Raw genomic sequence first — 13,945 nt, 5'->3', positions numbered from 1 at the left:
CAGCATTAAATTGCCATCATCGTGCTTGTAACAACTTAGTGTTTGGCAACCGCGGTGTTGAGTTTCAGGTAGTCCAGCAGAATCCGACCCGTTTCGCTCAGGTAGGCATCGTCTTCTGGTTTGACCTTGTCCGGCTCGGCCGCAGCGACATCTTCGTCTTCTTTCTTCAGCTCTTTGAGCGGCTCTTCGCCCTTGGCCTTGCGACGGATGTTTTCCATCGCAAGCTGCTTGGCTTCGATATCCGCGTGTTGGGCACGACGCTCGGCTTCATTGAGGCTGACGGTTTTTTCCGACATCAGCTTCTGCGCCAGGGCCAGTTTGTCGCGGATGAACACGAACTCCGCGTCTTTGGCCGAACGTACGTCATGCTCGGATTTGAGCTGCGAAATGTATGGCTTGAACGGGTCGACCGCAGGCTTGATGGCCGCGCGGATGGTGTCCCACGGCATGGCTTCCGGCAGGGCGCTCTCGCCGATTTCCTTGGTGTCGATGATCGACGGGTAATCGATGTCCGGCAGTACGCCCTGATGCTGGGTGCTCTGGCCGGAAACCCGGTAGAACTTGGCCAGGGTCAGTTTCAGTTCGCCATGGTTCAGCGGCTGAATGGTCTGCACGGTGCCTTTGCCGAAGGTCTGGCCGCCAATGATCAGTGCGCGGTGGTAGTCCTGCATGGCGCCGGCGAAAATCTCCGAAGCCGAGGCGGACAGGCGGTTGACCAACAACGCCATCGGGCCTTTGTAGAAGGCGCCCGGGTTTTCATCTTCGAGTACATCGACCCGGCCATCGGCGTTACGCACGAGCACGGTCGGACCTTTGTCGATGAACAGGCTGGTCAGCTCGGTGGCTTCCTGCAAGGAGCCGCCGCCGTTGTTGCGCAGGTCGATGACCACGCCGTCGACTTTCTCTTTCTGCAACTCGGTCAGCAGTTTCTTGACGTCGCGAGTGGTGCTCTTGTAGTCCGGATCGCCGGCACGGAAAGCCTTGAAGTCGAGGTAGAAGGCTGGAATCTCGATGACGCCGAGCTTGTAGTCCTTGCCATCCTGTTTCAGGTTGAGGACCGACTTTTTCACCGCCTGGTCTTCAAGCTTCACCGCTTCGCGGGTGATCGGCACGATCTTGGAGGTCTGGTCGTTCGGCGCATTGCTGGCCGGGATGACTTCCAGGCGCACCACGGTGCCTTTTGGACCACGGATCAGCTTGACCACTTCGTCCAGGCGCCAGCCGACCACGTCGACCATCTCTTTGTTGCCCTGGGCAACGCCGATGATCTTGTCGGCCGGTGCGACCTGCTTGGTCTTGTCGGCAGGACCTGCCGGCACCAGACGCACGACTTTCACCTGGTCGTTGTCGCTCTGCAACACAGCGCCGATGCCTTCGAGGGACAGGCTCATGTTGATGTCGAAGTTTTCCGCGTTATCCGGCGACAGATAGTTGGTGTGCGGGTCGTAGGACATGGCGAAGGTGTTGATGTACGCCTGGAAGATGTCTTCCGGACGGGTCTGGTCCAGGCGCGAGAGCTGATTCTTGTAACGCTTGGTCAGCGTTTCCTGAATTTGCTTGGGCTCTTTGCCAGCAATCTTCATCCGCAGCACTTCGTCCTTGACGCGTTTGCGCCACAGGTCGTCGAGCTCTGCGGTGGACTTGAGCCAAGGCGCGTCCTTGCGATCGATCAGCAAGGTTTCCTTGGCGGTGAAGTCGATCTTGTCGACGCCCTTGTTCAGCTCCGCAAGGGCAAAGTCCAGACGCGCTTTTACACGGTCCAGGTAGCGCTTGTAGATGGTGAACCCGGCGTTGAGGTCGCCGCTTTTGAGGAAGTCGTCGAACTGGGTTTTCCACTTGTCGAATTCGGCAATGTCGCTGGCCATGAAGTAGCTGCGCGACGGATCCAGCAGCTTGAGGTAGCTGTCATAGATGATCACGGAGCGCGCGTCATCGAGCGGCGGCTTGCTGTAGTGGTGACGCTTGAGCAACTCGACGACATTCAGACTGGCGATCACTTCGTCACGATCTGGCTGAAGCTTGTCCCAGCTATTGGCTGCGAACGTATTGCTCGACATCGGCATCAGGCCGATACCAATAAATAGGGCGAGGGCGGTGCTGGGGAACAGATGCTTCATGCTGATTCGACGCGGGGACAATTGATAACGCATATTAGGCCGTCTTTGAAGTCGCCGGTACCACAAGGGCCGGTCGCATAATGCAAAAAGCCCGGCGCTACAGCTTCGGGCTCAGTCCAGACTCACTATGGAGGCACTGTGAAAGCATTGCAAGGCGTTGACGGTCAAGTGGAGTGGGTTGAAGAGCCCGGTCCTACATGCGATGTAGGGCAAGTTCGCATTCGCGTGGCGGCAGCGGGCCTCAATCGCGCCGATTTGTTACAGAAGGCGGGCCTTTATCCGCCACCGCCGGGGGCCAGTCAGGTACTGGGTCTTGAGTGTTCCGGGGTGATCAGTGAGGTCGGCCCGGGCTCGTCCTGGCAGGTCGGTGATCGGGTCTGCGCCTTGCTGGCCGGGGGCGGGATGGCCGAAGAGGTGGTTGTCGACGGACGGCATGTGCTGCCAGTCCCCGAAGGATTGTCCCTGGCCGAGGCGGCAGTGCTGCCCGAAGTCTATGCGACCGTCTGGCTGAATTTGTTTCAATTGGCTGCGCTCAAACCGGGTGAGAAAGTTCTTCTTCACGCCGGAGCAAGTGGAATCGGTTCAGCTGCCATTCAGCTGTGCAAGGCGTTTGGCAACCCATGCTGGGTCAGCGTCGGTTCTGCCGAGCGTCTGGCCTATTGCGAAGCGCTGGGTGCACAGGGTGGCGTGGTGCGCACCGACGATCTGGACAGCTTGATCGACCTGGGGCCGTTCGATGTGATTCTTGACCCGGTCGGCGGCAACTACGCCGCGCTGAACCTCAAGCTGCTGGCTCTTGATGGCCGTTGGGTGTTGATTGGCCTGATGGGCGGCCGTGAGGCAAAACTGGATCTGGCGCAGGTGCTGGCCAAACGCGTGCAGTTGCTGGGTTCGACCTTGCGCAGCCGTGACGATCAGTTCAAGGCGGATTTGTTCAGTGATTTACGCCAGCATGTCTGGCCGTTGTTTGCCGAAGGGCGATTGAGCCCGCAGTTGGCGAAGACCTTCCCGATCAAGGATGCCGAAGCGGCATTTGCCGAGTTGGCGACGAACAAGGTGGCGGGGAAGTTGGTGTTGGTGATCGACGAAAGCCTCGTCTGACAACACCGATCCTTGTAGGAGCGAGCTTGCTCGCGATGAATTTGAAGGCGACGCGTTTTACCTGACAGCACGCGTTATCGTTCACGTCCATCGCGAGCAAGCTCGCTCCTACAGGGGTGGCTTGGTTATTTCCAGAGGTGGATCGGCCAGCCGGCTTTTTCGGCGTGCTCGAGCAATACCGGGTCAGGGTTCACCACGTGTGGGAAATCTACCTTCAGCAACAGCGGCAAATCGTTACGTGAGTCGGAATAGAAACTCGCGCCCTCCAGGTTTTCCTCCTCCGCATCCAGCCATTCCAGTAAACGGGTGATCTTGCCTTCGCGGTAGGTCAGCGTACCGACGGTGTTGCCGCTATAGACCCCATGCAGCACTTCCAGCTCGATGCCCAGAATCTCGTCGATGCCCAAGCGGTCGGCAATCGGCCTGACCAGGTGCGTACCCGACGCCGAAATCACCAGTATCCGGTCACCGGCCTTGCGATGGGCGGCGATGGCTTTGGTTGCGTCGCTGAAGATGATCGGCTCGATGAAGTCTTCCACCCACGGCCCGACCAAGTGGTCGACCTCTTCGGGTGTGCGCCCGATCATCGGTTCGAGGCTGAAGGCCATGTACTCCTCCATGCGCAACTTGCCGTGGCTGTAAGCGTCCATCAGTTCGTTGTTCTGACGCATGAACGACTCGGGATCGACCCAGCCCAGCCGGCCCATCTGTTCGCTCCAGAGGGTGGCGCAGTCGCCGTGGATCAGGGTTTCGTCCAGATCAAAAATTGCCAGGGCCATCAGTGCAGTTCTCTCTTCAACATCAGCAAAGTCATCAGGCTACCTCACACAGGGCCGTCGGATCGATGGAAAGCGCCAGACGCTGACCATCGGGGTGCAGATCGGCCGCCGAGCGGTTGAGCACATCCACCACCAATTCCACGCCCCGGGCCTCAATCCGGTAGCGAATCACGTTGCCCAGCAGGCTGTGGCTGCGCACTTGTGCGTCCAGTTCGCCGTTCAGGCTCAGTTCGATGGCTTCCGGGCGAATCGCGATGCGATGCGTAATCGGTCGTTGCAGCAATTTCGAGGCGTTGTCGGCGTCGAGCAGGTTGTAGTTGCCGATAAAGCCGGCAGCGAACACATCCACCGGCGCGGTGTAGAGGGTTTCGGCGTCGCCGCTCTGTACGATCTTTCCCTGATTCATCAGGAAAATCCGGTCAGACATGGTCAGCGCTTCTTCCTGATCGTGTGTGACGAAGATCGTGGTCAGGCCGAGCTCGCGCTGGATCTGACGGATCTGTTCGCGCAAATGCTTGCGAATTCGCGCATCAAGGGCCGACAGCGGTTCGTCCAGCAGCAACAGGCGTGGACGGGTCACCAATGAGCGGGCGAGGGCGACGCGCTGGCATTGACCGCCGGACAGTTGGTGCGGATAACGGGCGGCGAAATCGTTGAGTTCCACCAGTTTCAGCACTTCGGCAACGCGCTTTTGGCTGTCGTCGCTGTTGACCTTCTGCATGCGCAATCCAAAGGCGACGTTTTGCTCCACGGTCATGTTCGGGAACAGCGCATAGCTTTGAAACACCATGCCGATCCCGCGTTTCTGCGGGCTCAGCGGCACGATGTCGACACCATCGAGCAAGATCTTGCCGCCATCTACCGAGGTCAGCCCGGCGATGCAGCGCAGCAGCGTGGATTTGCCGCAACCGGACGGGCCGAGCAGGGTGACGAATTCGCCCTTCTGGATTTCGCAGTTGATGTCGCTGAATATGTTGGTGCCTGCATAGTTTTTCTGCAGATGTTGGACGCTGACATAGCTCATTCGCTTTTGTCCTTGTTCAAGATATTGGCCGCCCAGGTCAGAACCAGTACGAAGAAGAAGTAGGAAATCACCAGCGCACTGGTGAAGTGGCCGCTGCTGTTACGCATGTTGTTGAGGTAGACCTGCAGGGTTTCGTAGCGGGTGCCGACGAGGATGTTGGCGAACACGAACTCACCGAACAGGAACGAGAACGACAGCAGCAACGCCACCATCAGACCTTTGCGCAGGTTCGGCAGCACCACCAGGAATGCCGCCTGAAAAGTGCTGGCACCGAGCAGTTGGGCGGCGTCCATCAGGTCGCGCAGGTTGATCGCTTGCAGGTTGTTGGTGATTGCCCGGTACATGAACGGCAGCGCTACGGTGAAGTAGCAGCCGATCAGAATCCATGGCGTGCCGACCATCGCGAACGGCCCCGAACCGTAAAGCTGCAACAGCCCCACCGACGACACCACCGGCGGCACTGCGAAGGGCAGCAGGATCAGGATGTTCATCAGCGCATCGAGTTTCGGGAAGTGGTAATGCACCACGAACAGCAGGGGCAGGATCAGCACCACCGACAGAATCAGCGCACCGATACAGACCAGCAGCGATTGGCCAAAAGCACTCAGGAATCGCGGATCGCTCCACAACTGCACATACCATTTGACGGTGAAGCCGCTGGGCAGAATGGTCGCCGACCAACTGCTGGCAATCGAGTAGATCAGCGTGCCAACCAGTGGCAGCAACAGAATGGCAAATAGCAGGTAAACCACGACGCGGTGATAGATACCGACGGGGCCCAATTCAGCGCGAGACATGGTAGCTCCTCTTCAACAGCAGCTGATGCACGATGGTGACCAGGGTCATCAACGCCACCAGCACAACGGCCAGCGCACTGGCGAGGTTCGGGTCCAGGGAAATGTCACCGGAGACCATCGCCGCAATACGGATCGGCAGCACGTTGAAGTTGCCGGTGGTCAGTGCGTAAACCGTGGCGTAGGCGCCGAGGGCGTTGGCCAGCAGGATCACGAAGGTGCCGAGCAGTGCCGGCGTCAGCACCGGCAAACCGATGTGTCGCCAGAACTGCCAGCCGTTGGCGCCCAGCAGCGCGGCAGATTCACGCCAGTCTTCGCGCAGGGCGTCGAAGGCCGGGTAGAGCAGCAGCACACCGAGGGGGATCTGGAAATACGTGTAGAGAATGATCAGCCCGGTTTTCGAGTACAGGTTGAAATCCTGAATGATCCCGGCCTGCTTGAGCATGATGGTGATGCTGCCGTTGAAACCCAGCAGGATGATGAACGCGAAGGCCAAAGGCACGCCGGCAAAGTTGCTGGTCATGTTGGCGAAGGCGTTGACGAAGTTACGCAGCTTCGAGTCGACACGACGCAGGGAATAAGCGCCGAGCACCGCGATGATGATCCCGAACACGCTGGACCAGAAACTGATCTCGAGGCTGTACTGGATCGCCTGCAAATAGAACTTCGAATTGAAGATCTTGGTGAAGTTGGCCAGGCCCCAGCCGAACTCTTCCGATTGCAGGCTGTTGATCATCACCCAGATGAGCGGGGCGATCTCGAACACGATAAAAAACAGTGCGAAGGGCACGAGGCACAAGGCCGCCAGCCATTTGCCGCGAGTCATGGCATTCACTTGAGCAGCTCCCGGCACACTGGTTTGTCGTGGGCCACGCCCAGCAGTTCGCAGACGGTGCCGCAGATGTCTGTCTGTTTCGGTTCGGCACCGGCGTTGAAGCTGAAGGCGTCACCGAGCACGAACAGTGGCACTTCGCGTTCTTCCGGCAACAGGCCGTTGTGGGAGCGGTCGTTGTTCATGCCGTGGTCGGCGGTCACCAGCACCTGGTAACCGGCGTCGAGCCAGCCTTGCAGGTAGTCAGCGAGAATAATGTCCGCCGAGCGGGCGCTGTTGCGGTATTGCGCGGTGTCGAGGCCGTGCTTGTGCCCGGCGTCGTCGATGTTCATGGGGTGCACCAGGAGAAAATTCGGTGCATGGCGCAGGCGCAGGTGTTCCGCGTCGGCGAACAGGTGCGAGTCCGGGTAGTGATCGTTCCAGTAGAAGTGCCCGTGCTGGATCGGCAATTCGGGGGCGTCGGTGTGACGGTCCCGGGCGGCCACGAACGGCGAACGGTTGTACAACTCACTGACCCAGTGATAAGCCGCAGCAGCGGTTTTCAGGCCCGCTTCGCTGGCGTAGTGATAAATGCTGCGTTGGTTGGACAGGCGCGAAACGTTGTTGTGAACGATGCCGCTATCGATCGGCGTGACGCCGGTCAGGATGCATTCATACAGCGGACGGGACAGGGCCGGCAGTTCGCACTCCAGTTTGTAGAGTGCCGCGCGTCCTGCGCCGACGTAAGCCTGCAGGTGCCCCATGGCGTGGCGCGCAACCTCGTAATTGAGGCCGTCGAGCACGACAAGGATGACGTTGTGCTTCATAGGGGCGGGACTCCGGGAGACTGGAAATATCGTAGAAACCTGTAGGAGCGAAGCTTGCTCGCGAAAGCGTACTTTCAGTCAACATAACTGTTGAATTAAAGTCCCTCTTCGCGGGCAAGCCTCGCTCCTACAAATGAAGCATTACTTCATCTCGACGATGACTTCTTCGTTCCACTTCTGCGGCAGAGCCTTGGAAGTTTTTTCCCACGCATCCGCGTCTTTGATCGGCGTGACCTTTTTGTACTGCTCGTTCGGCAGCAGCTTGGCCTGGACTTCGGCTGGCAGGGTCAGGTGCTCGGCACGGATCGGACGGGCGTTACCCTTGGCCAGGTTGATCTGACCGGCATCGCTGAAGATGTATTCACGAGCCAGTTTGGCGGCGTTCGGGTTCTTGGCGTATTTGTTGATGATGGTGGTGTAACCGGAAATCACCGAACCATCGGAGGGGATCAACACCACGTAGTCATCCGGATTGGCCATCTTGGCCTTGTAGCTCAGACCGTTGAAGTCCCAGACCACGCCGACCTCGATTTCACCCTTTTCCATGGTGGCAATCGTTGGGTTGGCCATGGACAGGCGGCCTTGCTTGGCAATGTCAGCGAACAGCGCCAGGGCAGGCTGAAGGTTTTTCTCGTCGCCGCCGTTGGCAAGGGCCGCCGCCAGAACGCCGTTGGCGGCCTGGGCAGCGGTGCTCACGTCACCGATGGATACTTTGTATTTACCGGTTTTAAGGTCAGCCCATTTGGTCGGCGCTTCCGAACCGTGCAGCAGCTTTTTGTTGACGATGAACGCGATGGTGCCGGTGTAGGCCAGTGCCCAGTTGCCGTCCTTGTCCTTCGCCCAGGCAGGTACCTGATCCCAGGTGCTTGGCTTGTACGGCTGGACCACGCCTTGCTTGACCGCGATAGGGCCGAACGCTGCACCGACGTCGCCGATGTCGGCCGTGGCGTTGTCTTTTTCAGCGGCGAACTTGGCGATTTCCTGCGCCGAGCTCATGTCGGTGTCGATGTGTTTCAGGCCGTAGACCTTGGCCAGGTCTTCCCAGGTGCCTTTCCAGTTGGCCCAGTCATCGGGCATGCCGACGCTGTTGACCGCACCTTCCGCTTTCGCAGCGGCTTCGAGGGTTTTCAAATCATCAGCCGCCATGGCGGCGGTGCACATGGCAATGGTCGAACCTAACAGTGATGCCAGGAAAAGCTTTTTCATCCGAAGCTCCTTTGGGCGTTTTCAACGCTGCGATTGCGGTTGTGTTGGTCTAGGTCAGCAATACCTGAGCCAATCTAGGCGCCCCTGATGACATTTTGATGTCGACCAGCGGTCCGTCTGCATTTTCTTCAGATCAACGCTCAGGCTTGCGAGTAAGCGTAGACCATGGCTAAAGAACTGATATGAAAGGACTTGGCCGTTAAATTGCACACGTTTGACTGCACCGTTCAGCGCCTTTGTCATCTGTCAGTCATGTGCAGTGCCTAGGCTTGCTGAAAGTTGACGGAGTCGTTTCAAATGACGGTTCTGCTCCGAAACAGTGCTGGTCTAGTCCAGATAGGTAACGTTGATGCGCATCGAGACAACCAAAGCGGTGACAGCCATCGGGCAGGTTCTTCAGGAACAGCTCGACCACGGCCTGTTGGCGCCTGGCAGCAAGTTACCGGCGGAGCGCAAGCTCAGTGAGTTGTTCGGCACGACACGCATTACCGTGCGCGAAGCGTTGTTGCAGCTGGAGGCCCAAGGGCAGATTTATCGCGAAGAACGCCGGGGCTGGTTCGTGTCGCCACCGCGCCTGGCTTACAACCTGATGCAGCGCAGCCACTTTCACGCGATGGTCAGCGCTCAAGGGCGGGTGCCGTCTACCGAGGTGATTTCGGCACGCTTGCAGCCTGCGTCGGCGGCGGTCTGTGCCTGGTTGCAGTTGCCGGCGTTGTCGAGCGTGATTCAGATCTGCCGCGCACGGCGAATTGATGAGCGGCTGGTGTTGTACGTGGAGCACTACCTCAATCCGCAGTATTTCCCGGGGATTCTGGAGTTTGATCTGAATCAGTCGATCACCGAGCTGTACGCGCGGCATTACGATTTGCATTACGGGCGGGTGCGCTTCGAGATCGTGCCGACGGCGTTGTCGGTGGATGCTGCGGCGGCGTTACGGGTGTCGGTCGGGAGTCCGGGATTGCGCATCGCCCGGGTCAACTACGACCAGCACGAGCGGTTGATCGATTGTGACCTGGAGTTCTGGCGGCACGATGCGATCCATGTCGGTGTTGATGTGGTCTGAGCCTGGCCGCCGCAGGTCTTGGTTTTTCATTACCCGAAGCGGTAAATGTCCATGCCCAGCGCGCCCATGGTGAAACCCTGGTGGCTGACGCTGAATGCCCCGCCGGCACTGCGGGCAAAGTACAACGGCAACAAATGTTCATCGCTCGGGTGGTTGCGCACGGCGTTCGGTGCTTGCTGGCGATAGTCGTGTAACGCGGCTTCGTCGTTGGCCTCAAGTTTCTCGATCATCCAGTCGCGAAACACCTTCGCCCACGGTTCTACGCTTTCCGGTCCGGCGTGCCAGTCCAGTTCGCGCAGGTTGTGGGTGATGCTGCCCGAACCGATCAACAGCACGCCGTGTTCGCGCAGGCTGCTCAGGGCATGGCCAACGCGGGTTTGCAGCGCAGGACCGCCGCGTGTGGGCAGCGAGACTTGCACCACCGGGATATCCGCCTGCGGATACATCAACGACAACGGCACCCAGACGCCATGGTCGAAGGGCCGTTTGCTGTCGATGCGAGCGGGCAGGTCACTGCGCTTCAGCAACTCGACAACCTCAGCGGCCAGTTGTGGATCGCCGGGTGCCGGGTATTGCACCTCGAACAACGCCTTGGGAAAGCCGCCGAAGTCATGCCAGGTTTCAGGCTGTGGATTGCCGCTGACCAGCAATTCATTGCTTTCCCAATGCGCGGAAACAATCACGATGGCCCGGGGTTTCGGCAATTCGGCAGCCAGGCGCGCGAGGGCCGGCCCACTGGCACCGGGTTCCAGTGCCAGCATGGGTGAGCCATGAGAGATGTAAAGGCTGGGGAACATGAAGGAGCTCCTGAGAGTAAGATGGGCCCATCTTCAGTCAGATCATTGATCTAAATCTAATATAAGTTTTAGGGTGTTTTGATCGAATTTTCGGAGATATTTATGCAGCCGGAGTTTTGGCACAAGCGATGGCAGTCGAATCAGATCGGCTTCCATCTGCCGCAGGTGAACCCTTATCTGCAACGTTTCTGGCCGCAATTGGGGCTGGAGGAGGGGGCGCGCGTACTGGTGCCGTTGTGTGGGAAAAGTCTGGATTTGTTGTGGCTGGCGCACCAAGGGCATGAAGTCCTGGGAATTGAGCTGTCGGAAAAGGCTGTCGAAGATTTCTTCAGCGAACATCACTTTGACCCGAACATCACTGAGCAGGGGCCCTTCAAGGTCTATCGCGCAGGCTCGATCGAGTTGTGGTGTGGTGATTTCTTCGAGTTGACGGCCGGCGATGTTGCCGATTGCGCCGGCCTGTACGACCGGGCGGCGCTGATCGCTCTGCCACCAGCCATGCGCGAGCAATACGCGGCTCATTTGAACCGGATTCTGCCAAAGGACGCGTTGGGGCTTTTGATCACGCTTGATTACGACCAGGCGCAAAAGGACGGACCGCCGTTTGCCGTGCTTGATGATGAAGTGCAGCGGTTGTTCGGGGCTGTGTGGTCGTTGAAGATTCTGGAGGATCAGGACGTTCTGGGTGAGAGCTGGAAATTCGTCGAAAGCGGCGTGACGCGGCTTGAGGAACGGGTTTATCGGGTTTCTGCCCGGTAATTGATGTTGCTTCTACCAGCCTCTTCGCGGGCAAGCCTCGCTCCTACAGGTTTTGTGTAATTCGCCGATTATGTGAACGACACAAATCCTGTAGGAGCGAGGCTTGCCCGCGAAGAGGTCCTGATGAACACCGCATTAATCAAGCAGACAAAAAAAAGGCCCGCATCACTGCGGGCCTTTTCTTTTAGTGCCGAGCCTGATCAGCCCCGACGACGAAGCGCGTCGATGCGCTCTTCCAGCGGCGGGTGGCTCATGAACATGCGGGCGAACCCCTGTTTGATGCCACCGTTGATGCCGAAAGCATTCAGGGTGTCCGGCATGTGCACCGGCAGCCCTTGTTCCGCACGCAGGCGTTGCAGTGCGCCAATCATCGCGTTGGTGCCCGCCAAGCGTGCACCGGCTTCGTCGGCACGGAACTCGCGTTTGCGCGAGAACCACATGACGATGGAGCTGGCCAGAATGCCCAGGACCAGTTCGGCGAAGATGGTCGCGATGTAGTAGGCGATGCCCTGGCCTTCTTCGTTCTTGAAGATCACCTTGTCGACAAAGTTGCCGATGATCCGCGCGAAGAACATGACGAAGGTGTTCACCACGCCCTGGATCAGCGCCAGGGTGACCATGTCACCATTGGCCACGTGACCGATTTCGTGGGCCAGAACGGCTTTCACTTCATCCGGCGAGAATCGCTCGAGCAAGCCCTGGCTGACCGCGACCAGTGCATCGTTCTTGTTCCAGCCAGTGGCGAACGCGTTCGCCTCGTAGGCCGGGAAAATCCCGACTTCCGGCATCTTGATCCCGGCTTCGCGAGACAGTTGCTCGACCGTTTGCAGCAGCCATTGCTCGTGACGTGTGCGCGGCTGGGTGATGATTTGGGTGCTGGTGCTCATCTTCGCCATCCACTTGGAGATGAACAGCGAGAACAGGGAACCGGCAAAACCAAAGACCGCACAGAAAATCAGCAGCTGATTGAGGTTGAGATCAACCCCATTGGCCGCCATGAACCCGTTGAAGCCGAAAAGGCTCAGGGTGATGCTGGCAATCAGCACGACCGCCAGGTTAGTGGCCAAAAACAGCAGGATGCGCATCATGGTTGTAGAAATCTCCTTTTGCTAAAGATGTAGCGTACTGCGGGGTATATAAGGTGCTGCAACGGGCTATTCAACCGGGTGACTATTTCAAACTGTGTCCTACAGCAACAGTCTAGTCGCTTGCAGGGCATTTCCGACGTGGGCAGGGGAAGTGTTTGTCAGCCGATTCGCGTTGCGGGCCCCGTGATTGTTGGGCGCGGTCACGAAGCTTGCGACCGGGCAGCGATTGCGGAGGGGATGCCCGGCGAGGCTTAAAGATATGTTGCTGAATTAATCCTCGTGCGACTTTCGTGGAAAAGTCGCACGCGGCCAGTCCGATTACTGGCGATAGGATTTGAGGAAGTTGCCGATTCGTCCGATGGCCATGTCCAGGTCGTCGACACGCGGCAGGGTCACGACGCGGAAGTGGTCCGGCCATGGCCAGTTGAAAGCGGTGCCTTGAACCACCAGCAGCTTTTCCGACAGCAGCAGGTCGAGCACGAATTTTTCGTCGTTGTGGATCGGGCAGACTTTCGGGTCGATGCGCGGGAACGCATACAGCGCGCCCATCGGCTTGACGCAGCTCACACCGGGAATGTCGTTGAGCAATTCCCAGGTACGGTTGCGTTGTTCCAGCAGGCGACCTTGCGGCAGGACCAGATCGTTGATGCTCTGATAACCCCCGAGGGCGGTCTGGATCGCGTGCTGACTCGGCACGTTGGCACACAGGCGCATGTTCGCCAGCATGTCGATGCCTTCAATGTAGCTTTGCGCGTGATGTTTCGGACCGGAGATAGCAATCCAGCCAGAACGGAAACCGGCCACGCGATAGGACTTGGACAGGCCGTTGAAGGTCAGGCACAGCAGGTCCGGGGCCAGAGACGCGGTGCAAATGTGCACGGCATCGTCGTACAGGATCTTGTCGTAGATCTCGTCGGAAAACACCACCAGGTTGTGCTGACGGGCCAGTTCCAGCATGCCCAGCAGGACTTCCTTCGAATACACCGCGCCGGTCGGGTTGTTCGGGTTGATGATCACCAGCGCTTTGGTATTGGGGGTGATCTTGGCCTTGATGTCGGCCAGGTCCGGCCACCAGTTGGCCTGCTCGTCGCACAGGTAGTGCACCGGGTTGCCGCCCGACAGGCTCACGGCTGCGGTCCACAGCGGATAGTCGGGGGCCGGCACCAACACTTCGTCGCCGTTGTTGAGCAGCGCTTGCATCGACATCACGATCAGCTCGGAAACGCCGTTGCCCAGGTAAATGTCTTCAATGCCGACGCCTTCTACCTGCTTCTGCTGGTAGTACTGCATGACGGCTTTACGCGCACTGAACAGGCCTTTGGAATCGCTGTAGCCCTGGGCGGTCGGCAGGTTGCGGATCACGTCCTGGAGGATTTCATCCGGCGCTTCGAAACCAAAAGGCGCCGGGTTGCCGATGTTCAGCTTGAGGATGCGATGACCTTCCTCTTCCAGGCGTTTGGCGTGCTTGAGCACTGGGCCGCGAATGTCGTAGCAGACGTTGGCGAGCTTGTTCGATTTGCTGACCTGCATGGCGATGTGTTCCCGAAAATGAACGATCCAGGCGGTGTATGAACTACCG

Annotated in this window: 13 protein-coding genes; 3 read left to right on the top strand and 10 right to left on the bottom strand. The window is 58.6% G+C overall.

What is annotated here, in order from left to right; translation table 11 throughout:
- Positions 1-35: 35 nt before the first annotated feature.
- The gene (locus tag KGA82_RS26590) at positions 36-2,117 is read right to left on the bottom strand and encodes a carboxy terminal-processing peptidase (RefSeq protein WP_008040905.1); all 2,082 of its coding nucleotides are present in this window, start codon (positions 2,115-2,117) and stop codon (positions 36-38) included.
- 138 nt (positions 2,118-2,255) lie between these two features.
- On the opposite strand from KGA82_RS26590, the gene KGA82_RS26585 reads away from it, so the two are divergent.
- On the top strand, positions 2,256-3,218 hold the full coding sequence (locus KGA82_RS26585) for a zinc-binding dehydrogenase (RefSeq protein ID WP_223453130.1): 963 nt from the start codon (positions 2,256-2,258) through the stop codon (positions 3,216-3,218).
- Positions 3,219-3,343: 125 nt separating this feature from the next.
- On the opposite strand, the gene KGA82_RS26580 is transcribed toward KGA82_RS26585, so the two are convergent.
- The 6 genes from KGA82_RS26580 to KGA82_RS26555 all read right to left on the bottom strand — a co-directional run bounded on the left by KGA82_RS26580 (position 3,344) and on the right by KGA82_RS26555 (position 8,659).
- On the bottom strand, positions 3,344-3,997 hold the full coding sequence (locus tag KGA82_RS26580; RefSeq protein ID WP_008040903.1) for an HAD family hydrolase: 654 nt from the start codon (positions 3,995-3,997) through the stop codon (positions 3,344-3,346).
- A 34-nt stretch (positions 3,998-4,031) separates the two neighbouring features.
- Positions 4,032-5,021: an ABC transporter ATP-binding protein gene (locus KGA82_RS26575; protein WP_008040902.1), complete on the bottom strand. Its 990-nt coding sequence runs from the start codon at positions 5,019-5,021 to the stop codon at positions 4,032-4,034.
- Positions 5,018-5,818 (bottom strand): ABC transporter permease, encoded by an 801-nt coding sequence (locus KGA82_RS26570; RefSeq protein WP_008030379.1) that lies wholly within the window; start codon positions 5,816-5,818, stop codon positions 5,018-5,020. The genes KGA82_RS26575 and KGA82_RS26570 overlap by 4 nt, the downstream gene beginning before the upstream one ends.
- Positions 5,805-6,641: an ABC transporter permease gene (locus KGA82_RS26565; protein WP_162130714.1), complete on the bottom strand. Its 837-nt coding sequence runs from the start codon at positions 6,639-6,641 to the stop codon at positions 5,805-5,807. Before KGA82_RS26565 ends, KGA82_RS26570 begins: the two co-directional genes overlap by 14 nt.
- A gap of 5 nt (positions 6,642-6,646) precedes the next feature.
- Positions 6,647-7,453 (bottom strand): alkaline phosphatase family protein, encoded by an 807-nt coding sequence (locus KGA82_RS26560; protein ID WP_192227872.1) that lies wholly within the window; start codon positions 7,451-7,453, stop codon positions 6,647-6,649.
- A 141-nt stretch (positions 7,454-7,594) separates the two neighbouring features.
- Positions 7,595-8,659 (bottom strand): ABC transporter substrate-binding protein, encoded by a 1,065-nt coding sequence (locus KGA82_RS26555; protein WP_223453129.1) that lies wholly within the window; start codon positions 8,657-8,659, stop codon positions 7,595-7,597.
- A gap of 349 nt (positions 8,660-9,008) precedes the next feature.
- Between KGA82_RS26555 and KGA82_RS26550 the strand changes: the two genes are divergently transcribed.
- A complete protein-coding gene (locus KGA82_RS26550) occupies positions 9,009-9,722 on the top strand; it encodes a UTRA domain-containing protein (RefSeq protein WP_008030372.1) in 714 nt (237 codons plus the stop codon).
- Between the two features lie 29 nt (positions 9,723-9,751).
- Here the strand turns inward: KGA82_RS26550 and KGA82_RS26545 are convergent, their stop codons facing one another.
- Entirely contained in the window at positions 9,752-10,519 is a 768-nt protein-coding gene (locus KGA82_RS26545; protein ID WP_192419337.1) for a DODA-type extradiol aromatic ring-opening family dioxygenase, read from the bottom strand.
- 102 nt (positions 10,520-10,621) lie between these two features.
- Here KGA82_RS26545 and KGA82_RS26540 point away from each other — a divergent pair, with 102 nt between their 5' ends.
- Complete coding sequence (locus KGA82_RS26540; protein WP_223453128.1) at positions 10,622-11,278, top strand: thiopurine S-methyltransferase; 657 nt, start codon at positions 10,622-10,624, stop codon at positions 11,276-11,278.
- A 200-nt stretch (positions 11,279-11,478) separates the two neighbouring features.
- Here KGA82_RS26540 and htpX read toward each other — a convergent pair whose 3' ends face one another.
- A complete protein-coding gene (gene htpX / locus KGA82_RS26535; protein ID WP_008030365.1) occupies positions 11,479-12,366 on the bottom strand; it encodes a protease HtpX in 888 nt (295 codons plus the stop codon).
- Positions 12,367-12,684: 318 nt separating this feature from the next.
- Positions 12,685-13,896: a pyridoxal phosphate-dependent aminotransferase gene (locus tag KGA82_RS26530; protein WP_008030363.1), complete on the bottom strand. Its 1,212-nt coding sequence runs from the start codon at positions 13,894-13,896 to the stop codon at positions 12,685-12,687.
- Between the last annotated feature and the right edge of the window lie 49 nt (positions 13,897-13,945).

It is taken from the genome of Pseudomonas sp. BF-RE-22 (assembly GCF_019956155.1).
Taxonomy (GTDB): Bacteria; Pseudomonadota; Gammaproteobacteria; order Pseudomonadales; family Pseudomonadaceae; genus Aquipseudomonas; species Aquipseudomonas migulae.
Note: the sequence above shows the minus strand (reverse complement) of the source record. Positions and strands in the feature narration are given on the sequence as shown.

What these genes read in the sequence shown, in the direction of transcription:
- KGA82_RS26545 (WP_192419337.1), bottom strand. Translation starts at nt 10,519, where the DNA reads ATGTTCCCCAGCCTTTACATCTCTCATGGCTCACCCATGCTGGCACTG.
- KGA82_RS26565 (WP_162130714.1), bottom strand. Translation starts at nt 6,641, where the DNA reads ATGACTCGCGGCAAATGGCTGGCGGCCTTGTGCCTCGTGCCCTTCGCA.
- KGA82_RS26550 (WP_008030372.1), top strand. Translation starts at nt 9,009, where the DNA reads ATGCGCATCGAGACAACCAAAGCGGTGACAGCCATCGGGCAGGTTCTT.
- KGA82_RS26575 (WP_008040902.1), bottom strand. Translation starts at nt 5,021, where the DNA reads ATGAGCTATGTCAGCGTCCAACATCTGCAGAAAAACTATGCAGGCACC.
- KGA82_RS26570 (WP_008030379.1), bottom strand. Translation starts at nt 5,818, where the DNA reads ATGTCTCGCGCTGAATTGGGCCCCGTCGGTATCTATCACCGCGTCGTG.
- KGA82_RS26530 (WP_008030363.1), bottom strand. Translation starts at nt 13,896, where the DNA reads ATGCAGGTCAGCAAATCGAACAAGCTCGCCAACGTCTGCTACGACATT.
- KGA82_RS26540 (WP_223453128.1), top strand. Translation starts at nt 10,622, where the DNA reads ATGCAGCCGGAGTTTTGGCACAAGCGATGGCAGTCGAATCAGATCGGC.
- KGA82_RS26560 (WP_192227872.1), bottom strand. Translation starts at nt 7,453, where the DNA reads ATGAAGCACAACGTCATCCTTGTCGTGCTCGACGGCCTCAATTACGAG.
- KGA82_RS26580 (WP_008040903.1), bottom strand. Translation starts at nt 3,997, where the DNA reads ATGGCCCTGGCAATTTTTGATCTGGACGAAACCCTGATCCACGGCGAC.
- KGA82_RS26555 (WP_223453129.1), bottom strand. Translation starts at nt 8,659, where the DNA reads ATGAAAAAGCTTTTCCTGGCATCACTGTTAGGTTCGACCATTGCCATG.
- KGA82_RS26590 (WP_008040905.1), bottom strand. Translation starts at nt 2,117, where the DNA reads ATGAAGCATCTGTTCCCCAGCACCGCCCTCGCCCTATTTATTGGTATC.
- htpX (WP_008030365.1), bottom strand. Translation starts at nt 12,366, where the DNA reads ATGATGCGCATCCTGCTGTTTTTGGCCACTAACCTGGCGGTCGTGCTG.